23 protein-coding genes and 4 pseudogenes are annotated in these 25,977 nt (G+C 53.2%); 21 read left to right on the top strand and 6 right to left on the bottom strand.

All coding sequences use genetic code 11. From position 1 onward, the window contains the following. Positions 1–38 precede the first annotated feature (38 nt). Positions 39–395: a phasin family protein gene (locus tag B4967_RS06460; RefSeq protein WP_083024272.1), complete on the top strand. Its 357-nt coding sequence runs from the start codon at positions 39–41 to the stop codon at positions 393–395. 79 nt (positions 396–474) lie between these two features. Here B4967_RS06460 and B4967_RS06455 read toward each other — a convergent pair whose 3' ends face one another. Both B4967_RS06455 and uraD read right to left on the bottom strand, forming a co-directional pair. Next, a complete protein-coding gene (locus B4967_RS06455; protein WP_083024270.1) occupies positions 475–1,845 on the bottom strand; it encodes a uracil-xanthine permease family protein in 1,371 nt (456 codons plus the stop codon). 163 nt (positions 1,846–2,008) lie between these two features. Next, the gene (uraD, locus tag B4967_RS06450) at positions 2,009–2,548 is read right to left on the bottom strand and encodes a 2-oxo-4-hydroxy-4-carboxy-5-ureidoimidazoline decarboxylase (protein WP_083024269.1); all 540 of its coding nucleotides are present in this window, start codon (positions 2,546–2,548) and stop codon (positions 2,009–2,011) included. Positions 2,549–2,663: 115 nt separating this feature from the next. On the opposite strand from uraD, the gene uraH reads away from it, so the two are divergent. From uraH to B4967_RS06415, 8 genes are all read left to right on the top strand, one after another. Continuing rightward, entirely contained in the window at positions 2,664–3,017 is a 354-nt protein-coding gene (uraH, locus tag B4967_RS06445; RefSeq protein ID WP_083024267.1) for a hydroxyisourate hydrolase, read from the top strand. Positions 3,018–3,028: 11 nt separating this feature from the next. Further along, positions 3,029–4,228 (top strand): urate hydroxylase PuuD, encoded by a 1,200-nt coding sequence (locus tag B4967_RS06440; protein WP_083024266.1) that lies wholly within the window; start codon positions 3,029–3,031, stop codon positions 4,226–4,228. Positions 4,229–4,252: 24 nt separating this feature from the next. After that, positions 4,253–4,969 (top strand): GntR family transcriptional regulator, encoded by a 717-nt coding sequence (locus B4967_RS06435; protein WP_083024264.1) that lies wholly within the window; start codon positions 4,253–4,255, stop codon positions 4,967–4,969. 281 nt (positions 4,970–5,250) lie between these two features. Then, entirely contained in the window at positions 5,251–5,433 is a 183-nt protein-coding gene (locus B4967_RS21235; RefSeq protein ID WP_083024262.1) for a hypothetical protein, read from the top strand. A 12-nt stretch (positions 5,434–5,445) separates the two neighbouring features. Further along, on the top strand, positions 5,446–5,595 hold the full coding sequence (locus tag B4967_RS21230) for a hypothetical protein (protein WP_422821842.1): 150 nt from the start codon (positions 5,446–5,448) through the stop codon (positions 5,593–5,595). A 33-nt stretch (positions 5,596–5,628) separates the two neighbouring features. Then, positions 5,629–8,130: a hypothetical protein gene (locus B4967_RS06425; RefSeq protein WP_083024260.1), complete on the top strand. Its 2,502-nt coding sequence runs from the start codon at positions 5,629–5,631 to the stop codon at positions 8,128–8,130. Between the two features lie 59 nt (positions 8,131–8,189). Then, a complete protein-coding gene (locus B4967_RS06420) occupies positions 8,190–8,429 on the top strand; it encodes a hypothetical protein (RefSeq protein WP_083024258.1) in 240 nt (79 codons plus the stop codon). Continuing rightward, positions 8,426–9,028, top strand: a complete 603-nt coding sequence (locus B4967_RS06415; protein WP_139794424.1) for a hypothetical protein — start codon at positions 8,426–8,428, stop codon at positions 9,026–9,028. The genes B4967_RS06420 and B4967_RS06415 overlap by 4 nt, the downstream gene beginning before the upstream one ends. A gap of 628 nt (positions 9,029–9,656) precedes the next feature. On the opposite strand, the pseudogene B4967_RS06410 reads toward B4967_RS06415, so the two are convergent. The 3 genes and pseudogenes from B4967_RS06410 to B4967_RS06400 form a co-directional block, all read right to left on the bottom strand. Continuing rightward, positions 9,657–11,128, bottom strand: a pseudogene (locus tag B4967_RS06410) (NCS1 family nucleobase:cation symporter-1). Positions 11,129–11,193: 65 nt separating this feature from the next. Next, positions 11,194–12,565, bottom strand: a pseudogene (locus B4967_RS06405) (NCS1 family transporter). A 123-nt stretch (positions 12,566–12,688) separates the two neighbouring features. Beyond that, on the bottom strand, positions 12,689–13,447 hold the full coding sequence (locus tag B4967_RS06400; protein ID WP_083024388.1) for an aspartate/glutamate racemase family protein: 759 nt from the start codon (positions 13,445–13,447) through the stop codon (positions 12,689–12,691). A gap of 263 nt (positions 13,448–13,710) precedes the next feature. On the opposite strand from B4967_RS06400, the gene puuE reads away from it, so the two are divergent. The 8 genes and pseudogenes from puuE (at position 13,711) to B4967_RS06360 (ending at position 20,664) form a co-directional block, all read left to right on the top strand. Next, positions 13,711–14,637, top strand: coding sequence for an allantoinase PuuE (gene puuE / locus B4967_RS06395; protein ID WP_083024255.1), 927 nt, complete (start codon positions 13,711–13,713; stop codon positions 14,635–14,637). Positions 14,638–14,651: 14 nt separating this feature from the next. After that, entirely contained in the window at positions 14,652–15,476 is an 825-nt protein-coding gene (locus tag B4967_RS06390) for a bifunctional allantoicase/(S)-ureidoglycine aminohydrolase (protein ID WP_083024254.1), read from the top strand. A 42-nt stretch (positions 15,477–15,518) separates the two neighbouring features. Next, a complete protein-coding gene (locus B4967_RS06385) occupies positions 15,519–16,010 on the top strand; it encodes an ureidoglycolate lyase (protein ID WP_083024252.1) in 492 nt (163 codons plus the stop codon). Positions 16,011–16,093: 83 nt separating this feature from the next. After that, positions 16,094–17,580 (top strand): annotated as a pseudogene (gene pyk, locus B4967_RS06380) (pyruvate kinase). A gap of 4 nt (positions 17,581–17,584) precedes the next feature. Beyond that, positions 17,585–18,352 carry a molybdate ABC transporter substrate-binding protein gene (modA, locus tag B4967_RS06375; RefSeq protein ID WP_083024250.1) on the top strand — a complete coding sequence of 256 codons (768 nt, stop codon included), beginning with the start codon at positions 17,585–17,587 and terminating at the stop codon, positions 18,350–18,352. Beyond that, positions 18,352–19,020 (top strand): molybdate ABC transporter permease subunit, encoded by a 669-nt coding sequence (modB, locus tag B4967_RS06370; RefSeq protein WP_062360632.1) that lies wholly within the window; start codon positions 18,352–18,354, stop codon positions 19,018–19,020. The genes modA and modB overlap by 1 nt, the downstream gene beginning before the upstream one ends. After that, positions 19,013–20,146 (top strand): ABC transporter ATP-binding protein, encoded by a 1,134-nt coding sequence (locus B4967_RS06365; protein WP_243470371.1) that lies wholly within the window; start codon positions 19,013–19,015, stop codon positions 20,144–20,146. The genes modB and B4967_RS06365 overlap by 8 nt, the downstream gene beginning before the upstream one ends. Further along, a complete protein-coding gene (locus B4967_RS06360; RefSeq protein ID WP_058577183.1) occupies positions 20,143–20,664 on the top strand; it encodes a DUF192 domain-containing protein in 522 nt (173 codons plus the stop codon). Before B4967_RS06365 ends, B4967_RS06360 begins: the two co-directional genes overlap by 4 nt. Positions 20,665–20,673: 9 nt before the next feature. Here B4967_RS06360 and B4967_RS06355 read toward each other — a convergent pair whose 3' ends face one another. Then, positions 20,674–21,537 carry a DMT family transporter gene (locus tag B4967_RS06355; RefSeq protein WP_083024246.1) on the bottom strand — a complete coding sequence of 288 codons (864 nt, stop codon included), beginning with the start codon at positions 21,535–21,537 and terminating at the stop codon, positions 20,674–20,676. 151 nt (positions 21,538–21,688) lie between these two features. Here B4967_RS06355 and B4967_RS06350 point away from each other — a divergent pair, with 151 nt between their 5' ends. From B4967_RS06350 to B4967_RS06335, 4 genes and pseudogenes are all read left to right on the top strand, one after another. Next, entirely contained in the window at positions 21,689–22,546 is an 858-nt protein-coding gene (locus B4967_RS06350; RefSeq protein ID WP_058577185.1) for a glycine betaine ABC transporter substrate-binding protein, read from the top strand. Positions 22,547–22,744: 198 nt separating this feature from the next. Then, positions 22,745–23,755: pseudogene (locus tag B4967_RS06345) on the top strand (DctP family TRAP transporter solute-binding subunit). A 60-nt stretch (positions 23,756–23,815) separates the two neighbouring features. Further along, positions 23,816–24,295, top strand: coding sequence for a TRAP transporter small permease (locus B4967_RS06340; protein ID WP_044628679.1), 480 nt, complete (start codon positions 23,816–23,818; stop codon positions 24,293–24,295). Further along, a complete protein-coding gene (locus tag B4967_RS06335; protein ID WP_054644999.1) occupies positions 24,285–25,586 on the top strand; it encodes a TRAP transporter large permease in 1,302 nt (433 codons plus the stop codon). The genes B4967_RS06340 and B4967_RS06335 overlap by 11 nt, the downstream gene beginning before the upstream one ends. Positions 25,587–25,977 lie beyond the last annotated feature (391 nt).

Genomic DNA, 25,977 nt, shown 5'->3' with positions numbered 1-25,977 from the left:
GTATGCCGATTCGCTAGCTCACCCAAGGAGAGTGCGTAATGAACAAGACTACAGAGAAAACCAATCAGCAGTTTGAATCCATCTTAGCATCACCGATGCGTTCGTATACGCTCGCAGCGCTGGATTATTATGAGCAACTGGTCAGCGCCCAAATTGATGCCGCCCGCGCTTACTCTGATATGACCATTTCACAAGCGCGTACTTGGCTAGATGTAAAAGATGCAGATAGCTTCAAAAAGGCGATGGAGAGCCAACAGAAAGTGGCGGCTGATTTGATAGAGCGTATGAAAGGGGACTCTGAAAAAGTGACCTCTCTCAGCCAAAGCTTTATGCAAGAGAGTCAAAAGAAAGCCGAAGAAGTTACCAAGAAAGCAGCAGACACAGCCAAACACTAAACCGCTAGGCTTGAACGAAAATGCCGCGCCATTGATGAGCGCGGCATTTTTGTTGCTAGCAAACACGCTTCGTTAAAGGTTATGGCTGTGTTTGACTGGCTGCTTGGCCCTTCGCTAGCTTCTCTTTGCGGTCAGGTTTGCCCGGCAAGATAGCGTCTAACAGCAGCGCCGCTAGTGCGGCAGGTACCAAGCCCGACTTCAACAACAGCCCTAACTGCCCTGGCATCGTTTCCGAAATGGCTTCCACCGCCGGTAAGCCAATGCCCAAGCTGAGTGACACCGCGATAATCAACATATTGCGCTGATCCAGTTCGCACTCCTTGATAATTTTTAAACCTGCCGATGCAATCATGCCGAACATCACCACACCCGCACCGCCTAGTACGGCGTGGGGCATAGCAGCGACTAAGCCACCGAGCTTAGGGAAAAGACCCATCGCAATCAGCAGTAAACCGCCGATGGTGACTACATGGCGACTCACTACCCCCGTCAGGGTGATTAATCCCACATTTTGCGCGTAAGCAGTATTGGGCAGCGTATTAAAGATAGCCGCAAACGAGGTTGCCACGCCATCCGCCATGACACCGCCGGAAAGCTCGCTATCTTTCGCTGGGCGGCCCGCACCGCCGGTGGTAATGGCAGAGATATTGCCGATTGTTTCTAAGCCCACAACGAACATAATCAGGGTCATGCCTAGAATCGCGGTGCCTGAGAAGGTCATGCCATACTCAAGAGGTTTGGGCAGGGCAAACCAAGCAGCGCTAGTGAGCGAGGTAAAGTCTACCTTACCCAGCGCAATAGCCACCAAATAGCCTGCTACTAGCCCAAAGAGAATAGAGGACGCTTTAATAAATCCTTTGCCGCATTGACGCCCTGCGATGGTGACGCTCAGCACAAACAATGCCAGCAGCAAGTTAGATGGAGAAGCAAAGTCATCAGCACCGACCCCGCCAGCGGCGTAGTTCGCCCCACCGGCATCAGCGTAATACCGATCAGCAGTACGAACAATACCGGTCACAACGGTGGAGAACCAGTGGCGAATATTTTTCAAAAAAGCGCCAAGTAGAATTTGTAGCAGCCCCGCGACAAACGAAGCACCTAGCACAGCAGGAAGGCCAAACGCTTTAGCAAGGGGTAAAGCAACAGGGAGAAAACCAAAGCTCGTGCCTTGCACAATCGGCAAGCGTGCGCCAATAGGGCCAATACCAATGGTTTGTACCAGGGTAGAAACGCCTGCTACAAACAACGCTACTTGGATGAGAAAAATTTGCTCAGCAGGAGAAGCGCCAATCACACCGGCAATAATGATAGGTGGCGTTACGTTACCGGCGAACATGGCCATGATGTGCTGCAACCCAAGCGGTATTGCCTTGGGTAAGTGGGGCATGGCGTCAGGGTTTTGGTTAATGGTGCGCGTTGGATTTGTTTTTGGATCGGGCGGAGGAGACATAGTGAGCCTTTATTGCGTTATTAAACATGAGTGGCATTATGCTGTTGCATCCATAAACGAATAGAATCGTATACAAGATATAAATGCAATTACCCTTAGGGTCAACCAGCCATATTTAATGCTGCAGTATGCCGCCCGATCAAAGCGCCGCCTGGTCAAAGCGCTACGCCTCGCCAGCGCGTGCTCTCAGACGGAAGCGAGCAATGCGAATAATTTGCTTAATAGCAGTTTCGCGCTCCTGGGCTAAGCCGTTCTCTAGGCGTTCTTCAAACGCCGCGAGTATGTCGTAGCGGTCCAGCCCTTTCACCGCGATCACAAAAGGGAAGCCAAATTTTTCTTTATATGCCGCATTTAGTTGTTCAAAGCGAGCAAACTCTTTAGGTGAGCACTGATCCAGCCCAGCGCCTGCCTGCTCATTGGTTGAGTCTTGGGTAAGCTCACCGGCCAAGGCGGCTTTGCCCGCGAGATCTGGGTGGGCCTGAATCACGTCAATTTGCTGCTCAGAGGTGGCCTGCTGAAGCATTAATCCCATCAGCTCTGCCAGCGCATCTGGTGCGTCATGAGATTCGCTTAAGCCGTGTTGCCAAGTAGCCTCGGCCACCCAGGGCGAGTGCTCATAAACATCGCCATAATGTTGCACAAAGGCTTCAAGGCTGCATTGGCTCGGGGCGGGTGATAGTTGTAATGAGGTTGGATGAGGCACTGATACTCTCCTGTGGTGCATAAACGGAATTACTGTATACAATAAATAGCATCAACGGTACTCTTTGACCAATAGGTTAAATAACGTCAACAAATCCAATGATTGAGGAGTGGCTATGGGACGCTTAACTACCCACGTGCTGGATACCGCCAAAGGGCAGCCCGGCCAAGGCATTACTATTGAGGTTTTTCGGCTAGCGGACGGCAGCCGCGAGCATTTAGGCACCACCGTTACTAATAGCGATGGCCGCTGCGATGCCCCCATTTTAGAAGGCGATGCGCTAACGCCAGGCGAGTATGAGCTTGTGTTCCACGCTGGAGACTATCTGCGCGCTCAAGGGGTAGAAGCCGCTGAACCGCGCTTTTTAGACGTTATTCCGCTGCGCTTCGGCGTAGCCGATGCTAGCCAGCACTATCATGTACCGTTGCTGCTTTCGCCCTACGGCTACTCCACTTACCGTGGTAGCTAAGAGGACTAGGCATGCAAGCGTATATCATCGAGTTTATGAATCTACTGCTGCGCTGGTTACACGTGATCGCAGCGATTGCTTGGATCGGCGAGTCGATCTACTTCGTGATGCTGGATAACGGCCTGCGCACTCCCAAAGCCGCTGAAGATCGTGAAAAGGGTGTTTTTGGGGAGATGTGGGCTGTGCATGGTGGCGGTTTCTATCATAACCAGAAATATGCCACGGCCCCGGCCAAGCTGCCCAACGACCTGCACTGGTCGTTCTGGAAAGCCTATACCACATGGCTATCGGGTTTCGCGCTGTTCGTCATTCTCTACATGGTGAACCCCGGTTTCTACTTAGTGAACCCGGACAGCAACTGGGCTTGGGCGGCTAACCTGACCGGTTGGCAGGCCAACCTGCTGGCGCTTGGGTTCCTGCTAGGCGGTTGGGTGGTTTACAACGAGCTGTGCAAGCGCATCAGCCCCAACATGGAGCGCGATGGCCTGCTGAGTATTGCCGTAGCGGTGATGATGGTGGTGGTTGCCTACCTAAGCACCCAGATGTTTACCGGGCGGGCGGCATTTCTGCTCACCGGCGCGGTGATGGCCACGGCGATGTCGGCCAACGTCTTCTTCTGGATTATTCCCGGCCAGCGCCGCATGGTAAAAGCCATGAAAGCGGGGGAGACCCCCAACCCGCTAGACGGCAAGCGCGGCAAGCAGCGTTCGGTGCACAACACCTACTTCACGCTGCCCGTGGTGTTGCTGATGGTGAGTAATCACTACTCCTTTATCTACTCCCATGAGCTCTCCTGGGTAGTGATGGTGCTGTTTATCTTTGCCGGAGCGCTGATTCGTCAGTTCTTTGTGCTGATGCATGCTGGCAAAATTCAGCCTGCCTACCCTGCAGTAGGCGTTGGGCTGATTTTGCTCGCGTTCTGGGTGGCAGCGCCCAGCCCACGTGCCGCCGTAGAAGGCGCTGGCGGAGCGCCCACGCAAGCGCAGATATCTGGGCTCATTGAACAACACTGCACCCAGTGCCATGCCCGCAACCCTGAACATGCCGGTTTCTCCGCGCCGCCTGCAGGCTATGCCTTTGATAGCTGGGACGATATTCTTGGTCACAAGGCGCAAATCCAACAGGTTGTTGGCAGTCGCTACATGCCGCTTGGTAATATCACCAACATGAGGGACGAAGAGCGCGATATCATTGCGGCCTGGGAGGAGTAATCAGAGTCGCAGACAGGAGACACTATGAGTGATGCGCAGGCGGCGTTAAAACGGAGGCCTTCTGACAAAGAGGGCGATGAGCGCCACGAAGCGATTTACCGGTCAGTGAGCGATGCCATTGTGGAGCAGCGCCTTAAGCCCGGTGCTCGGCTGCGCGAAGATGCGCTAGCGGAAGTATTCGGTATTAGCCGCACGGGGATTCGTAAAATCCTCCAGCGGCTGGCGCTGGAGCAGCTCGTTACCTTGACCCCGCGTCGTGGGGCCAGCGTAACGCGTCCCACTGCCGATGAAGCGAAAGACGTGTTCGATGCCCGCCAGTTGATCGAGTGCGGGCTAATGCCCGATGTGGCCAGGCGAATGAACGCAGCGGCGGCAGCGGAGCTTCGCGACATGGCACGTGAGGAACGCCAAGCTCTACGCAGCGGTCAGCAGAGTGTGGCGATTCGTCTTTCGGCGGATTTTCACGTGCGTCTCGCGCAGCTTTCCGGCAACGCCACCCTGGCGGAATTCGTTGAACGCCTCTGCTCGCGCTCATCGCTGATCCTCGCCGTTTACGGCCATCGCGGCCACCTAGGCTGCGAATCCCACGATCACGACGACCTGATTGGCTATCTTGAAACCGGCAACGGCGAACGCGCCAAAGCCTTTATGAGCCGCCACCTCAAAGCCATCGAAGCCTCGCTCTCCATGGTTGAAGAGGAAGAGAACGTACCGGATCTGCAGCAGATTTTTGGCGCGTAGCGACCCAGTTCTGCTCAGCTTTAATGACGGCTAAGCCGCTTCTCAAGACTCCCCACTAACATAAAAACGCCACCGGAGCTTATCCGGTGGCGTTTTTGGTGGTTATCTATGTTGTAACATCCGATACCAAAAGGGCAACACAGTTTTTTTCGCAAGAATAAACGATTTTTAATTTAAAAACAGAGAGTTATATTCTGGTAAGGTTTCACTGTGCCTTGATAATGATGAGTAACTATTTTATTCTCGACTCAACTCATAAAATTCAATAATAGGTGATTAAAATGGTTGATTTTGGCATGTCTGTTTTAAGTGGTGTGGTCGCCAATGTTATTTATAAAGGGCTTGATAAAGGGGTAGCCCTCACCAAGGACTATCTTGTCGATGAACTCTCTAAGCGGATTAGTGAAGACGAAGCAAAGCTTAAATTATTGGCAGAGAAAATATTAGAGCTTAATGAAAAATAAAAATTAGAGAGATTGAGTGAGAGATACATTAAACAAGAAGTAGAATCCTCTAAAGAGATAGTTGAAGTTATGGAAAGAATCGATGCTAATAAAACTGACCAGAGGATCATACAAACTCATAATGGCATAGGTGATAATGTGGTTGGCGTTAAAAATGGTTAGAGATAACTTGGATTTTAAGCAAGGGGGTTACTAATGCTGAAAGTTATATCTCAACTCAAAAAAGCTCTGTGGAGTGAGGGTGGTCATGCCACTAGTCACGTTGCTAGCAATCAAGTAAATATCAATGAACAGGTTTCACAAGAGCATAATGGTAACGGCCACAATATTGTTGGAGTTTATAACGAATATAAAAATTTAACACCTGAAAAAATGAAGCAGGTAACAATTAAATTTTATGAGCTCATAGGTAGAGGAGACAGCTTTGGTGCTAGAGAATTAATCGAAACAATAGAAAGCACTGGAAGCACAGGTAAGGAACTTTGGACTTACTTTAGTGTAATGAAAGTTATCTCTGGGCTAATTGATGTTTCAGAGTCAAGTGAAATTCATGCTGAACTAACTAGATGTTATTATGGTAGTAGAAGTCCAGATGAAAGAGATATATTTTTATCATTGATAATTAGGTTAAGATTTATCTTGAAAAAGCGAGATGAGGCCGATGAGATATTTAAGGCAGAAGAGTTGCCGGGCCAGTTAGCGAAATGTCAATTTTACGAATTCTTAGCGAGTCAAGAAGAATTATTGCGTGAGGCAAGCAATAATAGTTTATCTGATATTGAAATGCTTGCCATCACAAAAGGTTGTTTTAGAGTAGAAAATGCTGAAACAGCTCTGAAATTAGCACAGAAAGTGAAATCAACATATGAAACCTATGAAGCTAAAGTTGTATACTATATAGCTCTAGCTCAATGTCTCAGTCAAGACCTAAAAGAAAGGCATTATTGGGTAATTGAGAAAAAAATAAAAGACTCTATAGAAGAGCTTTTTGAACCAGTTGCTAACCTAATAAAAGAATGTGAAGGTAGGGATCGAAGGGTTTTCAATATAGCGATTCCTTTACTCTCTTATACTGGCTCTGATTGTAAAGAGCTACATGACTTGACATGGTATTATGTAGCAAAGTGGGAAAATGATCATTCTGACTATGCTGCCTTTTTGTATGCACATAAAAATGGTGATTTTAGCCGTCTAGAGGGAACAATCAAGGAGGCTTACCTTCTTAGTGAAAGCAAAGAAGAGCTGATGAATTTTAGAGCCAGCTTCCTTGGATCAAGAGAAGTTGAAACAGAAAAAGCATTGCTTGCTATTGAATACCTTGATCGTAGTGATATCGTTAGCTGGATTGAAGTTGGTGGCGGCCTATCAAATGATATTGATGAAGCTACAAGAAATTTTGTAATTTTGTTGCTGGAAACAACCATAGCTAGCAATCAGTTTGAAATTAAGAGTGATGTATCAGGCTATATTAAATTACTGAAGACAGGAGATGATTTTTTTGTAAGTGCAAATCCATTGATTACGATTAAGATAATAAATAATTTAAACCGTCTAGGTCTTCATAGCGAAGCTTGTGAAATGCTTGATGGAGTCCTACCCCAGCAAGATCCATGGCTTTCACCATTAATGCAAGAGCATTTAATAGCCCTTTATAATAGCCACCAATTTGTGAGTTTTAAAGCAAGGATGACAGAGCTGCATAATGATGCTGAGGACTCTAGCTTCTATTGGGCGCTTAAAGCACACCTTCAAGTCTACGAAAATGATTATGTTTCTGCTCTTAACTCTATTGAAAGAGCATTGGCGATTAGACGAGATTTTACTCGATATTTATTACAAAAATGTCACATACTGGTTAGGCTTGATAAAGATATAAAAGGTTTCTTAAATTCACTCGATGATAAAATTTTAGATATTGATGATGAAGACTCTGTGCAGTTGCTTGCATTTATGTTTAATTTTTGTGATTTTCAGAAAGTTGAGGAGATTTTAGTCAGCTTTTTCTTAAATAATCCTATTAAAACTTCGAAGGTATATAGTGGTCTTCACTTTGGTCATACTCTTACAAAAAAAGGGAAGGATAATTTAAATCCGAAGCCAAAAAATGTTGGACATGCCGTACAGGCGTTCTCGTATACACATGGGAGAAGACGAAAAAAGGTCATCGTAGTGAATGGGGGGGATTATCCCGATAGCGAATATATAATACGTTCAGATAGCCCAATTGGGAAGGCTCTTTTAAATCTTGAAGTTGGTCATATAGATAAGACGTTCCCTCAAGACATTATTTTGCATGAAAAGCTTGAACCATATGTTGCAGCATTACAGATTTCATGTGAGATAAGACATGATTTGAACGATGGCAATGATGCATTTCATATGCTTGAACTGCCTAGCGATAAATCTAAGCTATTCAGTTCTATGCAAGAGTACCTTCAAAGGCTTTCATCTAATAAAAATGACGATCTTTTTTCTTCTCCAGGTATACCATTGTTGATGAAAGGCAATGCTATTTCCACTCACGAACCTGTACGGGCAGCAGTTCAGCTTTTTACTGATCCTGATATAGTAAAATCGATAGTTGTAGAAAAGAGTGGTTCCAATAGTCCAGAAGAGTTTGTTGTAGATATTTATACGGCAGTATATGTAGCTCTGACTGGTTTTCTGATGCAATGTCAAGGAGGATTTTTTACATAACGGAGCAAACTAGGGACCATCTTCAAGAGTTTCTAGAAGTAATCACTTCTGATGACTATATGTCTATGGGGGTGGATAGGCAGGGCAACTTGTTTAGGACGTTAAAGAAAGATGTTGAAAATAATTACGGATTCCTTGTATCTGGTCTTGAGCTAATCCTAAATTCAGCTAAAGTTTTTGATGTCTCAAGTATTTTGCATGTAGATATACCTCAAGAGCTTAATGCTCTTAAAGGCGGTATAGATGAGACAGTTTTTTATACGATATTGCTCAGTAATGCTAACACCTACATTGGTTGACCATTGATAATTTGATTGGAGGTTTTGTATCTGGTTATGGTGTCAAAATATATTCTATGCATGTTTATTCTTCAGAGTTTGCTCGTGAAGTGTGTTTTGATGATCGAGTGTATGGATTAGGTTTACATGCAGATGGTTGTTTGCCATTAATACCTCTTCATGATGATTTTAGGGATCTTCTCCTTAGGTTTGATATCTTAAGCCTTACTGTATTAAAAGGTCTTCTTGATAAATACTCTGATTATATTGTTGAAAGCAGAGAGCTTGATTTTGTGTTGGATACTATTCCTGTTTTCGTTTCCTACAAGTTGGAAAGAATAGGCTGCCCTGAGTCGGATGTCTTGTTTAGGGTAGCTGTGAGTTTGTTAAATACAGCATTAAGGATACAGATTTCACGTAAGACAGGCCAAACTTCGGAATATAAAATGTCACTATCAATTCGTCAGTCTTTTCAGAAGGCAAATAAATCTAATTATCAACCACGTATTCTAAGTTCTCTTTATTTAAAATTTATTTTTGGGCATTTTTTGGATATAAAATTTGTGCAGCAGCATCTTAAGGCTAAAGAGCATGAGGTGTTGGATGTTGACGATGTTTAAATGTAATAGTTTGGTTGTGAGTTTTAAACTTGATATGAGTTGGTTTTAAATCAGTAGTTCTAATTGTATGCTGTCATATCAAAGTTCCCTGCAAGTCTAGAGTGAAGATTCCATAGGAAAATATATGGAGTATTGTGAGAAAGTTTTAATGGCATCATTTATCTGAAAAATGTTGCTAGCAAAGCTCCTGCATGCCGTCCTGTATGGCTCAATGAAGATGTTCCTGTTGAGTGGCAAGCTGATTAGTTCTTACATGTCTACTATTACAACGAAGTGAAAGATAGTACAAGGCAACCTTATGAAGACTTCTATAGCCAAAATAGAGGTAGTCCTGCCTAAGCTCTGGAGGCTGGCCTTCAATGGTGGGCGAGGCCAGAGCTTTGTCCACCTAGGAATTGCTGAATGAGTAAAGGACTGAGAGTACTTGGGTATAACGTAAAGATTCACTAATAAATTACTGCCAATCAACGATAAACAAGTTGCCCCAGTGGACGTTTCTGATGTGGGTTGTGTCTTAGGTATTGGACGTTTGCCCTTGATTTTATGTGATTAAAATCAAGGGCTTAGGTTTTTTTGCTTTTTTAACTGTTCCGAATGACTGTGGTGCGGTGAGTCATCACTACATGGCTTAGCCCGCTTTCTGCTCAGGCATCACAGGCGCTGCCTTAAACCGCTTCATCAGCCCGTAATAGAACACCCCACCCAAGCCCGCGCCGATCAGCCAGCCATAGCCGCCTAAGCTGGCTAAGGCCGGTACCAATACGGTAGAGAGCGAGAACATCGCCGCCACGCCAAAGGCGATAAGAGCGCGGGTGTTCCAGCCGTTGACGTAGTAGTAGGCGCTGCCGGGGGCTGAGGAAAACAGCTCCTGCATATTAAGGTGCTGGCGTTTGATCAGGTAGTAGTCCACCACGATGATGCCGTAGAACGGCGCGACGATAGCGCCCAGCGCATTTACAAAGCCCGGCACGCCAATTTGGCTGATCACCGAGATCCATAGCGCACCGACGAAAAAGGCAATCACGGCGGTAATCAAACCGCCCATCTTGAAGCTGATTTTGCTCGGGAACAGGTTGGCTAAGTCGTAGGCGGGGGGGATGAAGTTAGCAACGAGGTTGATACCCACCGTAGCGGCAAAGAAGGTGAGGGCAGCCACAATGGTCAGCGGCAGCGAATCGACGCGCTCCACAATATCCGCCGGGTTGGTCAGCGCTTCGCCAAACAGTACTAGCGTGCCTGCGGTAATAATCAGTGCAATAAACAGAAGAACGCCACGTTCAAGGGCAGGCCCAGCAGGTTGCCTAGCTTCATCTGGCGCTCGGTTTTTACAAACCGGGTAAAGTCCCCGAAGTTGATCACCACTGCAGCGAAGTAGGCGACCATCGTACCCACAATGGCGAGAAACGCCCCTAGGCCACCCTGCTCACCGTTGCCGCTGAAGATGGTGTCAATGGCGGGCAGTAGCTCGCTACCGGCTTGTACCCATACCACGATCATCAACACCACCATTACCACATAGACCAGTGGGCCTGCCCAGTTCAGGAAGTGTTTGATGCGCTCAATGCCCTGCCAAAAAATCGCGATCTGAAACAGCCACACGATGACGAAGGAAAGCCACGCCACCCCGGAAAGGCCGAGGAACGTACCCCCGTTGCCCACGCCAAACAGCGCGGTGATTAGCAGAGCCACGGCGGTGGAGGCGAAGTAGGTTTGCACGCCGTACCAGAAAATACCCACGATAGCGCGCAGCATGGCGGGCAGGTTGGCACCACGCACGCCCATGCTGGCGCGCACCATGACCGGGAAGGGAATGCCGTATTTCACGCTGGGTTTGCCGGTCAGGTTGACCAGAAACATGACGATAATCCCGGCTAGAATAATCGCGGCCATCACAGCCCAGCCGTTAAGGCCATAAGAGAGAAACAGCGAAGCTGCCAGGGTGTAGCCAAACAGGCTTTGAATATCGTTGGACCAGACGTTAAAAATCTCAAAAGCGCCCCAGGTGCGGTGCTCTGGCTTTAGCGGGGCGAGGTCTTCGTTATAGAGCGTTGGATCAATCTGCTGGATGTTTAGGTCGCTTTGGCTGGGTTGTTCATTCATTGCAAGGCTCTTTATCCGGAAATGGTCGCCTGCCACGCGAGGGTGGCAGGCGTTGGCAAGGCGAGTTACTGAGTGAATCGCTGGCAGGCGGGCCAGTGTTTCATCAGCAGGTAGTAGGTCAGTCCGGCAGGAATGAGGCTGGCATACCAAGAGACCGCCGAGAAAGAGAGCGCTGCGACAATACCTACCGCTGTCGCTATCAGCGCCGCTTGGTTAATGCCTTGATAGGGGCCGTTTTCATCGTAGAGCTTGCCGATATCCAGCGTGCGGCGGCGAATCACGTAGTAGTCCACCACCAGAATGGCGAAGATGGGGCCAAGGAACGCGGAGTAGGTTTGTACAAAGAGCTGCAACCCTGCGGCCGATTCAGGCTGCACCAGCTTCCAGGGGAAGGTAGCGAAAGCCAGCAGGCCCACAATGACGGTGGCGACGGGGAAGCTTGAGCTTGAACACGTCCATCAGCACGTAAGTGGGCGGCACCACGTTATTGAGTACGTTGGTGGTCACTTGGGCGAAGGCGATAAACAGCAGTGTGATCATCAGTAGCGGCGTGTTATCCACCGCGTTGGCAAATACCTGGATGGGGTCGGCGGTGCCGGTGGCTTGCGACACCATGTAGCCAATTAGGCCCATAAACAGCGTGCAGGGCAGAATCGACATCGCGTAAATGGTGGTTAATAGCCCTTGGCCAGTGCCTTTTTTATGCTCACGGGAGTAATCGCTCACATTCAGCATCATGGTGCTGTAGATGCCCAAAAACAGCATGGTGGCGCTCCAGAAGGGCATCCCCCAAGAGCCTTCCATGGTCAACAGGCTGGTGGAAAGCTCATCACCGTAGCGCTGCACCGTGGCGTAGAACATGTACATCAGCGAGCAGAGAATAAAGGCGCTGCCGATATTTTCCAGCCACTTAATACCCTGAAAGCCGAGTACCGAAAGGCCAATTTGCAAGCACTGGAAAGCAATGAAGTAGAAGATTAGGTTGTCGAAGCCAAACAGCGTCGCCGACACCATGTTGAGGGCACCTGCGCCAATCCAGCTTTGAAAACCATACCAGACGATGGCAGGCAGGGCGCGCACCAAACCGGGAATACGCGTGCCGGTAAAACCAAACGCGCTGCGTGCTTGCACCATAAACGGAATGCCATATTTGTAACCGGCGGCGCCGTTAATGGCGAGCGCCACGCCAATCACAAAGCAGCCAATGGCGATGGCCAGGGTGGCTTGAAGCAGGTTGAGCGTGCCCACCACGCTTGAGCCCATGGCGAAGGTGCCGATAGAGACACACCCTCCGAACCAGGCTAAAAAGTAGGAGGTGCGCCCCATAATGCGGGTGCTTTGTGGAGCTAAGCTTTCGGCCCCAACGGCTTTGGCGGTGGCGGGGCTAGCCGCTCCCGGTACTGCATCTGAGGTAAGAGCAGAGGTTGAAGTGCTCATGTTACCGTCCTCGCAAGATTATCGATGTTATTGGTAACCTGGGCAGTTATCTGCCCAGGAGACGCTTGTGCTAATGGCGGTATTCGTTATGTTGTTATCGTTTTTATGCTGCTTTTACGTGTTTCAGCTGCGTGTGGGGGGCAGCGTCAGATTTGAAAAATCAGCAAACTTGCCAGTAAAGGCTTTTGGGCGCGGGTAATCTAAATCGCCGTATTTACTGGTATGTAAGCCCAGTCCCACGAGGGATTCGGCAAGCTTCAGCGCCGCACTTACCCCTTCCACCACGGGCAGGCCAACTTCGCGGCTAATGGCGTGGGTTAGGTTCGCCATACCGCCACAGCCCAGCACAATCGCGCCGATGCCATCCTCATCGCGGGCGCGGCAGCACTCTTGCACGATCCGGCTAAAGGCGGCGTCAGGGTGATCTTCTAAATCCAGCACCGGAATTTCCGCAGCGCGAATGCGGCGGCAGTGGTGGCTAAAGCCGTACTGCTCAAGAAGGTGCTCGGCAATAATGCCGGTACGGCCTAGCGTGGTCACAATCGAGAAGCGCGTGCTAATCAGGGTCGCCATGTGAAAGGCGGCTTCGGCAATGCCAATCACTGGGGCGCGGGTCAGCTCGCGGGCAGCCAGTAAGCCGGGGTCACCAAAGCAGGCCACTACGTAGGCATCAATATTGCCCTCGCGCTCGCCTTTCAGCACCTCTTCGGCCACGCCCACCGCGCTGACCGCTTCATCAAAGTGACTCTCGATAGAGACAGGGCCTGCGTCAGGCTGGGTGGCGCTGATGGTGGTCGATGGGGCGGCCAGTTGCTCGGCAGCGAGACGAATGGTGGCCGTCATGGCTGCCGTGGTGTTGGGGTTAATCAGTCGTATATGCACGTTGAGGCGCTCGCATGTAAACAATATTTTCTATCTTGTATACGAAAATAGGGCGCTTTTCTGCGATGCGCAAGCCCTTTCATGCAACGGTTTAGCGCTCGTAGAGTTGACCAAGTGTTCAGGTTTCAAAGGGTTAGCGTGCTTTTGAGCCGAAAAGCGTCGTCATCTCAATTAATTAGCCCTGAGTTGAATTGCGATGGCCGTTCAAAATGGCTATTTTGTATACAAACTAAAACGCTCTGCCTTGTTGAAGGAGCCTGACCATGACTTCTCATTACCCTCGCGATTTAATCGGCTATGGCCGCACGCCGCCCCACGCTAACTGGCCAGGCAAGGCCAAGATCGCCGTTCAATTTGTGCTTAATTATGAGGAGGGCGGCGAGAACTGCGTGCTGCATGGGGATTCAGGCTCGGAGCAGTTTTTGTCCGAGATTATTGGTGCGGCCAGCTACCCAGACCGCCACCTGAGCATGGAGTCCATCTACGAATACGGCTCCCGCGCTGGCGTGTGGCGTATTCTGCGCGAGTTCGAGCGCCGTGGGTTGCCACTGACCGTATTTGGGGTGGCGATGGCGCTAGAGCGCCATCCGGATGTGGCCCAGGCGTTTAAAGAGCTTGGCCATGAAGTGGCGTGCCACGGCTACCGTTGGATTCACTACCAAGAAACCCCGGAGCATGTCGAACGTGAGCATCTGCAAAAAGCCATGGAGATCTTCCAGCGCTTGTACGGTGAAAAGCCTGAAGGCTGGTACACCGGGCGCGACAGCCCCAATACGCGCCGTTTAATTTTGGACGAAGGTGGTTTCCTTTACGACAGCGACTACTATGGCGACGACCTACCGTTTTGGACGAAGGTGAGCGATAGCCAGGGCGCTGAGCATAACCATCTGATCGTGCCTTACACCTTAGATACCAACGACATGCGCTTTGCTGCTCCGCAAGGTTTCAATACGGGGGATCACTTCTTTACCTACCTGCGCGACGCCTTTGATGTGCTGTATGCCGAAGGGGAAGAGGCGCCGAAAATGCTCTCAATCGGCATGCACTGCCGTTTGTTGGGCCGTCCGGGTCGCTTCCGCGCGCTGCAGCGCTTCTTAGACCATATTGAAGCCCACGACCGAGTGTGGGTGACACGCCGGGTGGACATCGCCCGCCACTGGGCGGAGCATCATCCGGCACCGACTCGTTAAAAGGCAGCATCATAATGAATAAAACGACTTACTACGCCCCCACCGGCGGGCACCCGCCGCAAACCCAGCTCACCGCTGACCGTGCGGTCTTTACCGAAGCCTACGCACTGATTCCCAAAGGGGTGATGCGCGATATCGTGACCAGCAACCTGCCGTTTTGGGAGGGCACTCGGTTATGGGTGCTGGCGCGTCCGCTATCAGGGTTTGCGGAAACCTTCTCCCAGTACATCATGGAAGTGCAGCCCGAGGGCGGTAGCGATAAGCCTGAGCTAGACCCCCAGGCGGAAGGCGTGCTGTTTATTGTAGAGGGTGAGTTAACGCTAACTTTAGCGGGCGAGCGCCATACGATGGGCCCAGGTGGCTACGCGTTTATTCCACCTGGCAGCCACTGGCAGGTGCGCAATGAAACCCACGAGCCGGTGCGTTTCCACTGGGTGCGCAAAGCCTACGAGTATGTAGAAGGTCTGGAAGTGCCCAAAGCCTTCGTGACCAATGAGCAGGAGATCGCACCGATCGAAATGCCGGGCACCGAAGGCCGCTGGGCCACGACGCGTTTTGTCGACCCCAACGACGTGCGCCACGATATGCACGTCAATATCGTTACTTTTCAGCCGGGCGGCGTGATTCCGTTTGATGAAACCCACGTGATGGAACACGGCCTCTACGTACTTGAAGGCAAAGCGGTGTATCACTTGAACCAGCAGTGGGTCGAAGTGGAAGCGGGCGACTTTATGTGGCTACGCGCCTTCTGCCCTCAGGCGTGCTACGCCGGTGGCCCTGGCCCGTTCCGCTACCTGCTGTACAAAGACGTTAACCGCCATGCGGCGCTCAAAATCTGAGTTGGGAAGCCCGCCACAACTATCACTCGTTAGGATGATGCTATGTTAAATCTGACGGCAAAACCGCTAACGGCGGAGGCGTTTGCGCCCTTTGGAGACGTCATCGATGCCCTCACCTCCGCATCGTTTCCGATTAACGCCGGGCGCACCCAGCGCCATCACGACCTCGCCAGGGTAGAAACCCTCGGCGACAACGCTCGAACGCTGATCAATATTTTTGTCAGCCAGCCAGTGACGCTGCCGCTCAATCTCACGTTTTTAGAGCGCCACCCCCAGGGCAGTCAGGCGTTTATGCCGCTGCATCAGGAGCGCTTTATTGTGGTGGTGGCACCGCCTGGCGACACCATTGCGCCAAATGAGGTGCAGGCGTTCGTCACCGACGGCCGCCAAGGGGTGAACTACCGCGCCGGTACTTGGCACGCGATTCAGTCGGTGCTGGAGCGCGAAGGGGAATTCCTGGTGGTGGATCGCGGTGGGGATGGCAATAACTGTGACGAATATCCCCTGGATGTTACCGTCACTTTAGCGGAATAGCCCACCGCAAGTGCATGCGAGTGCATCTTGGTTGGGTTATCCTGATAAGCTGACACTCTACTCTATGAACGGTTAGGACATTTATGAGCGCAAACACCCATATCCCCCTTCGTCGTACCAAAATTGTCGCGACCCTCGGCCCCGCCAGTGACCGTGAAGGCGTGCTGGAAGCCATGTTGAAGGCGGGGGTGGATGTGGTCCGCTTGAACTTTTCCCACGGCACGGCGGACGACCATCGTCGCCGCCTTGCCCGTGTGCGTGAAATCGCCGCTCAGCTAGGCCGCAGCGTGGCCGCGCTAGGTGATTTGCAAGGCCCCAAAATTCGCGTTGCCCGCTTTAAAGAGGGGGCGGTTTATTTAGAAGAGGGCCAGCCGTTTGTACTGGATATGGCCATGGATAGCGACGCTGGTGATATCCACGGCGTCGGCTGCGATTACAAAACCCTGGCGGATGATGTAACCGCGGGCGACCGCCTGCTGCTGGATGATGGCCGCGTGGTGCTGGATGTTCCCCGTGTAGAGGGGCAAGCAGGTACACACCGAGGTGGTGGTGGGCGGCAAGCTCTCTAATCATAAAGGCATTAACAAGCAGGGCGGCGGGCTATCGGCTCCCGCGCTAACGGAAAAAGATAAAACCGACCTGAAAACCGCCGTTGAGATTGGTGTCGATTACTTGGCGATCTCCTTCCCTCGTACTGCGGAGGATATGCTGGAAGCTCGCCGCTTGCTGGGTGAAGAGGGCAAGGAAATTGGCCTCGTTGCCAAAGTGGAGCGCGCCGAAGCCGTGGCCGATGACGCCACGCTGGATGGCATTATCGAAGCCTCCGAAGCGGTAATGGTGGCCCGTGGCGACCTCGGCGTGGAAATTGGCGATGCCAAACTGGTCGGCGTGCAAAAGCGCATGATTAAACGCGCCCGTTCGCTTAACCGCGCGGTGATTACCGCCACCCAAATGATGGAGAGCATGATCTCCGCGCCGCTACCCACCCGTGCTGAAGTCTTCGACGTGGCTAACGCGGTGCTGGATGGCAGCGATGCGGTCATGCTCTCTGCGGAAACCGCCGCAGGCGACTACCCGCTGGAAACCGTAGAAGCGATGGCGCGTGTGTGCCTGGGTGCCGAGCGTGAGCGGGTCGCCCAAGAGTCGGGCCACCGTATCCACGAAGGCTTTACCCGCCCGGATGAAACCATTGCACTTTCCGCCATGTATGCCGCAAACCACATGAAAGGCGTGGTAGCGATTGCCTGCATGACTGCCTCTGGTTACAACGCCGCTGATTGCCTCGCGCATCCGCTCGGGCTTGCCCATCGTCGGCTTGGCCCACAATCCGATTGCCCAGCGCCGTATGGCCATGTACCGCGGCGTGGTCTCACTTCCATTCGATACCTCGGAAATGACCGCCACCGAGCTTAACGACCAAGCCCTTACGCTGTTGGTGAAGCAGGGCGTCGCCAAGCCGGGTGATCACGTCATCCTGACCCGTGGGGACCACATGAACGCCCACGGCGGCACCAACACCATGAAAGTGATGGCCATTACCGAGCAGCACGCCGAAAACGCGAAGGCGTAAACGAATGCGCGCACTGCTGCTCCTGTGCGGTTGGCTGCTAAGCGCGCCTGTGATGGCGGGCGCGCCCATTGTAGCGGCGGCGTCTAGCCTGCAGTTCGCCCTGGAGGAAGCCGCCGCCCAGTTTACCCAGCAGACCGGGCACGCGCTGCGGCTTAACTTCGGCTCCTCCGGCAACTTTCGTCGTCAAATCGCCCAGGGCGCGCCCTTCGAGCTGTTTTTGTCAGCAGATGAAGGGTTCGTTCAGGCGCTTTACGATGAGGGGTACGTGGATAACGCGGGCGTGATTTACGCCCGAGGACGGCTAGCCTGGGTACAACCGGCTGGCCGTTACTCCGTACCCAGTGAGCAAGCGCCGCTTGCCGGCGTGCAGGAGGCCATTGCCGCCTTGGCAGAGGGGCAGCGGCTGCGTATCGCCATTGCCAGCCCAGAACACGCCCCTTACGGCATGGCCGCCCGAGACGTGTTGCAAAAGGCGGGCCTTTGGGAAGCCAGCGAACCGCTGAGGGTACAGGGGGAGAATGTCTCCCAGGCGATGCAGTTTGCGCTTTCCGACGAGGCGCGAGGTGGCTTAGTGGCTTACTCGCTAGCAGTCGCGCCCGCGCTGGCGGAGCGCAGCGAGGCGGTGTTGATGCCTGAAACGTGGCATACGCCGCTGCGCCAGCGCATGGTGTTAACGCCGCAGGCTGGAGAAGTGGCTCACGCGTTTTACGAGTGGCTGCAACAGGAGGACGCGAAAGCGATTTTTGAAACCCACGGATTTAGTACCGATTAATGGACTGGTCGGCGTTCTCTGTTTCGCTGCGGCTCGCGGCGTTTACCTGTCTCTTCTTACTACCCCTAGGCATTTGGTGGGGACGCGTGCTGGCGACCGCACAGTTCCGTGGCAAGGGGCTGTGTGAGGCGCTGATTGCGCTGCCACTGGTGCTGCCGCCCACGGTGCTAGGGTTTTATCTGCTCCAGCAGTTTGGCCGCGATGCACCGTTAGGCGGTGCCTGGGCCGCGCTGACAGGGGGCGGGCTCAACTTTACCTTTAGCGGTATTTTGTTGGCTTCTCTGATTGCCAATCTCCCCTTTGCTATTCAGCCGATTCAGCGTGCCTTTGAGCATGTGCCTGCGAACCTGCGTGAGGCTGCGTGGTGCAGTGGGCTCAGCCCATGGCAAACCCTGTGGCGTATTGAATTGCCGCTGGTGTGGCCGGGCATCCTATCGGCGGCAGCGCTAACCTTTGCGCACACACTGGGCGAATTTGGCGTGATTTTGCTGGTAGGCGGTGCGATTGATGGCGAGACCCGCACGCTCTCTATTGCCATTTATGATCGCGTCCAGGCCTTTGACGAGCAGGGTGCGGCGAGCATGTCTGCCCTCTTGCTGGTCATTTCCCTGGCAACCTTAGGCCTTGTCTATGGGCTCGCTGGCAAGCGCAGGTGGTCACGTGGATGATCTGATAGTGACCGCCCAACAGGCTGGCCCGATTCCGCTCAATGCCTCGTTTCGCTGCGCCCCTGGCGAGCTGCTGGCGCTGGTCGGGCCGTCTGGAAGTGGTAAAACCACCTTGCTGCGCACCATTGCCGGACTCTATCAACCCCAGCGGGGGCAGGTGAGCTGTGCGGGGGCGACATGGTTTTTGGCGCAGGGCGGCCAGCGCCTCTCGCTAACGCCCCAGCAGCGCCAAATTGGCATGGTATTTCAAGACTATGCGCTGTTCCCCCACCTGACGGCGCTGCAGAACGTTCAGCTTGCCATGGGGCATCTACCCCGCGCCAAGCGGCTTGAACAGGCTGTTCAGTGGCTCACTAAAGTGCGCTTGGAAGGCTTAGAGGCGCGCTACCCTAGCGAGCTTTCCGGCGGCCAGCGCCAGCGAGTGGCCTTGGCTCGCGCCTTGGCCAGAGAGCCCCAAGCGCTGCTGCTGGATGAGCCGTTCTCTGCGGTGGATCAAGTGACTCGACGCCGCTTACAGCGTGAGCTGGCGATGCTGCGCCAACAGATCTCCATTCCCATTATTCTCGTCACCCACGACTTGGAAGAAGCCACCGCGCTCGCCGATCAAATCTGCGTGTTGCATAACGGCGTCAGCCTGCAGCAGGGCACGCCTGAAGCGCTGTTTCGACAGCCCGCTTCGCCGCTTGTCGCTAGGTTGCTGGATCGCCACAACGTCTTTAGCGGGGAAGTGGTCGAGACGGACGCTGGGCGACGCTTGCAGTGGGGGGAATGGCTGCTAGAAGTCAGCGAAGGTATCGCCCAGTGTGAAGTAGGAGAGTCATTGGCCTGGTACCTGCCGCCGTCGGATATTGTACTGCATCGTCGGGGACGGCCTTCCCAAGGCGAACGCGAAAACCCGGTGGCGGCGACGGTCAGCGAAATGGTGGTGTTGGGCGGCATGACATCAATCTCGCTGCGTGTTTCCCACGGAGATATGCTACGTTTCGACATCGCCACCCACGCGGCTAAACGTAATCAGCTTAGCTTGGGAGAAAGGGTACACGTCTCGCTGCTGGCTGAGGGGATTCATCTTATGCCCGCGCAGCGTACCCAAACGGCATCACACAACAAAAGGAACCTGTTATGACCCTGACACGCCGCCAACTGCTGAAAACCGCTGCCGGTGTTTCGCTTGCCGCCTGTTTACCCCTGCCGCTGTTAGCGGCTTGGGCGGCTGAACCCGCGCCAGCCAACACGCTGCCGCTGGCGATCCATAGCGAAGGTGGCCCGCATCGCCTGGATGTCGAAGTCGCCGAAACCGCTTCCCAGCGTCAGCGGGGCCTGATGGGCCGCAAAAATCTGCCAGAAGCCCGCGGTATGCTGTTTCGGTTTGAGAGCGAGCAGCCTGCCGGTAACGCTTTTTGGATGTACCGTACGCTAATTCCGCTGGATATCGCGTATATCGACGGCGAAGGGCGCATCGTCGCCATCAACACCATGCCGCCCTGCGAATCTGATGCTCCTCAGGAGTGTCCCTCTTATCCTGCCGGGGCGGCCTATCATGCGGCGTTGGAAGTTAACGCGGGCTACTTTGCTGAACGTGGCATACAGGTAGGCGACTGTGTCTCGGTGCCTGCGCTGGCCGGATTTTGCCGCTCCGAGTAACGTTCTCGCTTACGCCCTGGTTGGCCGCTGTTTGCCAAACTTCAGCACAATCAGGGCGATTCCCGCGACCACTAAGCCTCCGCCTACCAGTTTATGCACCCCAAGCGGGTCGTCCATCAATAGCGCGCCTAAGCCCACCGCGAAAACGGGCGTGAGGAGTGTCATCGGCACTACGCGATTTACCGGGTGGCGGCGCAGCAGCGCGTACCAAATGCCGTAAGCGGCGATGGACGACATAATGGCGGTATACGCCACCGCGCCCCAGCCCAGCCAGCTTGCCTGAGCGATGGCTTGCCACTGATTTTGCTCAAAGAGCCACGAGCCGAGCGCAACCTGAGGCACCGCAAACAACGCTACCCAACCTGCCAGCGCCAGTGGCGCAATGGGCGGCCCGCGTTTGATCAATAGCTGCGATACCGCCCAGCCAAATGCGCTCAATAGCAGAATGGTTAACGGTAGCGGCGAGGGCAGCGTTGGCCCGCCCGCCAGCACCACGACACCTGCAAACGAGAGCAACAGGCCTGCCAAGCGTTTAGGCCCTAGTTTCTCTTTTAGGAATACCACCGCCAATAGCGTGGCAAACGGTGTGCCCATCTGCACAAGCAGCGCGCCTGTTCCAGCTTCCGCTTGCCCCAAACCAATAAACAGCAGCGAAAAGTGAAGGCTGCCAAACGTGATGGATAGCAGCAATAAAAAGGGCAACTGCGCCCGGGCTAACGGGTAAAACGGCACCAGCAGCGCGGCCACCAATATGAAGCGCAGGGTGGTCATTAACAGCGGCGGCAGCTCCGCCACGCCCACTTTGATCACAATAATATTGAGTGACCAAATAACAATGACCAACAGGCCCAGGAGCAAATCACGAAGCGGCACGGCGTTATCTCGGTTAGGGAGCGGGGAGAGGCTATCAAGGGTGCTTATATAACGGCTAGGGAGCTTTTAAGCTAATAATCTAAACATAGTGTTATAGTAAAGCGGCAACAGTCGTTGTATCGAGATCAATAGTAATAACAGAGGAACGATTATGAAGAAAATCTCATCAACGTTGTTAGGCCTGAGCATGGCGCTAGCGGCTTCCGCCCATGCAAACGACAAGCAGTTGGTCATTGGTACCAATAACTGGGCTGAAAATATTGCCGTCGCCAATATGTGGAAAATCGTGCTGGAGGAGGAGCACGGCTACGAGATTGAGCTGACCGATGTGGGCAAAAGCGTGCTGTACAGCGGTTTGGCCAATAACGATTTCGATATCTCTTTGGAAATCTGGCTACCCACGACGGACAAAGATTTTCTTGCGCCCTATAAAGATGAGATTGATGTGCACGACGTGTGGTACGAAGGCACTGGCCTAGGCATTGTGGTACCTAGTTACGTTGAGATCGACACCATCGACGCGCTGCGCGATAGCGCTGAACAATTCTCCTATCAAGGGCGCCCCACCATTATTGGTATCGATTCTGGCTCCGCGATTGCCGGGTTAACGGATGATGCCATCGATGCTTATGACCTGCCGATGCGTCAGCTCTATAGCTCCGACCCGGCGATGATGGCGGCCCTGGACGATGCCTATCAGCGTGAAGAGCCCATTGCCGTGACGCTGTGGAGCCCGCACTGGGCCTTTGCTGAATATGATCTCAAGTACCTGGAAGATACCCAGGGCGTTTACGGTGAAAGCGACGATATTTTCTGGTTCTCACGCAAAGGCTTCGCCGAAGACGACCCGTGGCTCACCCAAGTGCTGAACGAGTGGCATATGGATGACGATACCTTAGGCGGGTTGATGGCTACGATTGAACAGCAGGGCGACCCAGTAGAGGGAGCGCGCACCTGGATCGGCGAGAACCGCGAGTTAATCGATACGTGGCTGGCCGCTGGCGAATAGCATTTTAACGTAAGTCTCTATAACGCCCTGACGCGCAGGGCGTTCTGCTATGTATACACCTGAGGATACAACACTGAGTTGCCAAGACCGACCTTAGACGTCTTCCTTTCGCTTGCTAACTGCCTACAATGGGCGGTGTGCCGATGGCCTTTAAAAGCTAGGCACCTTATAAGAACCGATAAAAAAGGATCGATAATAATGACGCTGACACGCTCTATGGCTCGTTTAACCGCTGGCTTAGGCTGGCGCTGCGCTGCTCTCGGCGGCTTTTTCCGCGCAAGCCCGCGAACTCTCGGTCTCTACCGTGCTTTCAGCCGCCTTTCCTTGGGGGCAGGCCGCTGAAAAGTGGGCAGAGCTGGTGGAGGAGCGCAGCGGTGGTGAACTCACTCTGCGGGTCTACCCCAACTCTCAGCTGGTGTCGGGTGACCAAACCCGCGAATTTTCTGCCATGCGCTCTGGGCTGATTGATGCCGCCGTGGGTTCAACCATCAACTGGTCGCCCCAAGTGCCGGAATTGAACCTGTTCTCTTTACCGTTCTTTATTCCTGATGAAGCCGCTGTCGATGCCGTGACCGGCGGGGATGCGGGCACTATGGTGTTCGAGGCGATTGAGTCCCGTGGCGTTATTCCGCTGGCCTGGGGGGAAATGGCTTCCGTCAGGTATCCAACTCCCGTGGCCCTATCAGCCAGCCGGAGGATCTGGATGGCCTGAAGATCCGTGTAGTGGGCTCGCCGCTGTTCCAGGATACGTTCTCCGCTTTAGGCGCTGACCCTACGCAGATGAGCTGGACCGACGCCCAACCGGCCCTCACCACGGGTGCGGTCGATGGCCAGGAGAACCCGCTTTCCGTATTTGATGTGGCGCGTATTGACCAGGTGGGCCAAGAGCATCTAATGCTCTGGAACTACATGAACGACCCGCTTGTTTTTGCCGTTAATCAGCAGGTATGGCAGTCGCTGAGTGAAGAGCAGCAGGCCATGCTGCGTGAAACAGCCGAAGAAGCGGGCGCGTGGGAAATTGCCATGACCCGTGAGCAGGAGAGCGAGCGTTTAGCCGCGATTCAAGAGCGTGGTGTCACGGTAACCGAGCTGACCGATGAGCAGTACCAGGCGTTTGTGGATGCCACTCAGTCGGTGTACGAAAAATGGACTCCGCGCATTGGTGAAGAGGTGGTAAATGCCGCCCAAGCCGCTATCGACGCACGTTAATTCTTCGAGGGTTTTGACTGCCGCTTAACCAGGGCGGCGGTTCTTTGCTGTGAGGCTGCCATGAAAGGCTTTCCTGATGCACGCCCAGAGCGCTGGCTAGGTGCGCTGGCGCTGATTGTGATTTCATTGATTAGCCTGGGTAATGTGATCACTCGTTACCTTACAGGTGGCTCATTTTCGTTCACGGAAGAGTTTTCCGTCTTTCTATTGGTCGTGCTGACCTTTGCCGGTGCGTCGGTAGCATTACGCCGCGACCGGCATATCCGCATTGGTTTTTTAGAGCGTGCCCTGCCTGAGCGGTGGCGGGGCGCGCTGATTCTTTTTCAAGCCCTGTGTGGCCTGATCGTATTGGGTTTAATTACTTGGTATGGCGGCAAGTTGGCGTGGCAGGAATATCAGTGGGAGTCACTGTCGCCTGGGTTAGGCCTGCCCCAGTGGTGGTACTTGGTGTGGCTGCCTATTTTGTCTGCTGCCATGCTATGGCGCTTGGTGCAGCAAACCCGTGACCGTTTGAAAGGGGAGCTAACCAGTGACGCCTGATATTTGGATGATTTTGGCATTTGCCGGGCTGTTAATTGCTGGCGTACCGGTAGCGTTTTCCTTGGCGCTTTCTGGGGCGGTGGGCATCGTGCTTGGGCTCTCGCCGGATATGCTGGCCACCCTGGGCACCAATACCTACAACAGCATCGCCAAGTATCCTCTGATTGCGATTCCACTGTTCATTCTTACCGGGCTGATTTTCGAGCGGGCAGGGGTCGCGCTGCGTTTGGTGCGTTTTGCCCAGGCACTCATTGGGCCCCGTCACGGTGGGCTGGCGCTGGTTGCGGTATTGGTGTGCATGATTATGGGGGGCATGAGCGGCTCTGGCCCCGCTGACGCCGCTGCCGTGGCCATGGTGATGCTGCCTAGCATGACGAAGGCAGGCTACCCCAAGCCGTTTTCGGCCACGCTCATTGCGGCTTCGGCATCCACGGCTATCTTAATTCCGCCTTCAGTGGCGCTGATTCTCTACTCGATTGTGGTGCCGGGCGTTGATCTGCGTGCGCTGTTCGCCGCGGGGCTTTTCCCTGGTGTGCTAGCGGGTTTGGCGCTGCTGGTACCGGCGATGCTGGTCGCCAAGCGTTACGGTTGGGAAGGCACGCCGGTAGAGGGAGCCGAAAAACTGACGGTACGCGGAACCTTCCGCGAGGCGCTGCCTGCTTTGTTTGCTCCAGTGCTGATTTTAGGTGGGCTGCGCTCAGGACTGTTTACGCCCACAGAGGCCGCCGTGGTGGCCGTTGCCTATGGGGCGGTGGTAGGCCTGTTTCTTACCCGAGAGCTGACACTTCGGGATGTGTGGGAGCTACTGGGGGAGGCCGCGATTATCTCTGGCGTAGTGATGCTGATTATCGCACTGGCGGGCATTTTTGCCTGGTCAGGCACGATGCTCGGCACCTTCCGCCATTTAGCGGAATGGATCATCAGCCTGACCGATAACGGCGTCTTGCTGTTGATACTGGTGATGTTGGCGGTACTGGTGGCGGGCATGCTGCTGGATGCGATTTCGATTTATCTGATCATGATGCCAATTCTGATTCCGGTGATGCAGCATTTTGAGTGGAATCCGGTATGGTTTGGCATTTTGCTGGCGATGAATATCGCCATTGGTCAATTTACGCCACCGGTGGCGGTGAACCTGATGGTGACCACGGAAGTTGCCAAGATACGCCTAGAGCATACGATTGGCTGGGCGCTGCTGTTTGTGGTTGCCATGGGGGGCGCTTTGGCACTGGTGGCGATATTTCCCAGCATTGCTCTTTGGCTGCCCACGGTGTTGGGCTATAGCGTCTAATGATCAATCGAGATAACCAATAAGCGATGGCCTATGCCAATATGACATGATGTTTAACGTTTACTAAACGTTACCGGCTATTAGACTGGCGACAGACGTGCAAACAAGCGAGAAAGTATGGCAATGCCTAAGTGAAAGCATTTAGGAAAAGCGCTTAGGACAAACTCCTGAGCAGAGTAGCTAGCGTCATCACGCTGGCTAGGCAATGCGCTGCGCTGCGCTGCCTGCGGTGCAGGCATAAAATTGTCTCGTACTTCGCCAATTAGCAGTTTTTTCGCTAAAGTAGGAACAGTCGGCACTAAATGCCGAGATCGATAACAGACTGTCTTGACAACGTTTTGGAGCCGAAACACCTGAAGGGAACCGTTCTGCAGATGGCTTCAAAGCGCAT

The organism is Vreelandella lionensis (assembly GCF_002087295.1).
Lineage (GTDB): Bacteria > Pseudomonadota > Gammaproteobacteria > Pseudomonadales > Halomonadaceae > Vreelandella > Vreelandella lionensis.
Note: the sequence above shows the minus strand (reverse complement) of the source record. Positions and strands in the feature narration are given on the sequence as shown.

Excerpts from the sequence above, each read along its gene's own strand:
- B4967_RS06460 (WP_083024272.1), top strand. The coding sequence starts at position 39 with ATGAACAAGACTACAGAGAAAACCAATCAGCAGTTTGAATCCATCTTA.
- B4967_RS06455 (WP_083024270.1), bottom strand. The coding sequence starts at position 1,845 with ATGTCTCCTCCGCCCGATCCAAAAACAAATCCAACGCGCACCATTAAC.
- uraH (WP_083024267.1), top strand. The coding sequence starts at position 2,664 with ATGGGACGCTTAACTACCCACGTGCTGGATACCGCCAAAGGGCAGCCC.
- B4967_RS06440 (WP_083024266.1), top strand. The coding sequence starts at position 3,029 with ATGCAAGCGTATATCATCGAGTTTATGAATCTACTGCTGCGCTGGTTA.
- B4967_RS06435 (WP_083024264.1), top strand. The coding sequence starts at position 4,253 with ATGAGTGATGCGCAGGCGGCGTTAAAACGGAGGCCTTCTGACAAAGAG.
- B4967_RS21235 (WP_083024262.1), top strand. The coding sequence starts at position 5,251 with ATGGTTGATTTTGGCATGTCTGTTTTAAGTGGTGTGGTCGCCAATGTT.
- B4967_RS06425 (WP_083024260.1), top strand. The coding sequence starts at position 5,629 with ATGCTGAAAGTTATATCTCAACTCAAAAAAGCTCTGTGGAGTGAGGGT.
- B4967_RS06420 (WP_083024258.1), top strand. The coding sequence starts at position 8,190 with ATGTCTATGGGGGTGGATAGGCAGGGCAACTTGTTTAGGACGTTAAAG.
- puuE (WP_083024255.1), top strand. The coding sequence starts at position 13,711 with ATGACTTCTCATTACCCTCGCGATTTAATCGGCTATGGCCGCACGCCG.
- B4967_RS06390 (WP_083024254.1), top strand. The coding sequence starts at position 14,652 with ATGAATAAAACGACTTACTACGCCCCCACCGGCGGGCACCCGCCGCAA.
- B4967_RS06385 (WP_083024252.1), top strand. The coding sequence starts at position 15,519 with ATGTTAAATCTGACGGCAAAACCGCTAACGGCGGAGGCGTTTGCGCCC.
- modA (WP_083024250.1), top strand. The coding sequence starts at position 17,585 with ATGCGCGCACTGCTGCTCCTGTGCGGTTGGCTGCTAAGCGCGCCTGTG.
- modB (WP_062360632.1), top strand. The coding sequence starts at position 18,352 with ATGGACTGGTCGGCGTTCTCTGTTTCGCTGCGGCTCGCGGCGTTTACC.
- B4967_RS06360 (WP_058577183.1), top strand. The coding sequence starts at position 20,143 with ATGACCCTGACACGCCGCCAACTGCTGAAAACCGCTGCCGGTGTTTCG.
- B4967_RS06350 (WP_058577185.1), top strand. The coding sequence starts at position 21,689 with ATGAAGAAAATCTCATCAACGTTGTTAGGCCTGAGCATGGCGCTAGCG.
- B4967_RS06340 (WP_044628679.1), top strand. The coding sequence starts at position 23,816 with ATGAAAGGCTTTCCTGATGCACGCCCAGAGCGCTGGCTAGGTGCGCTG.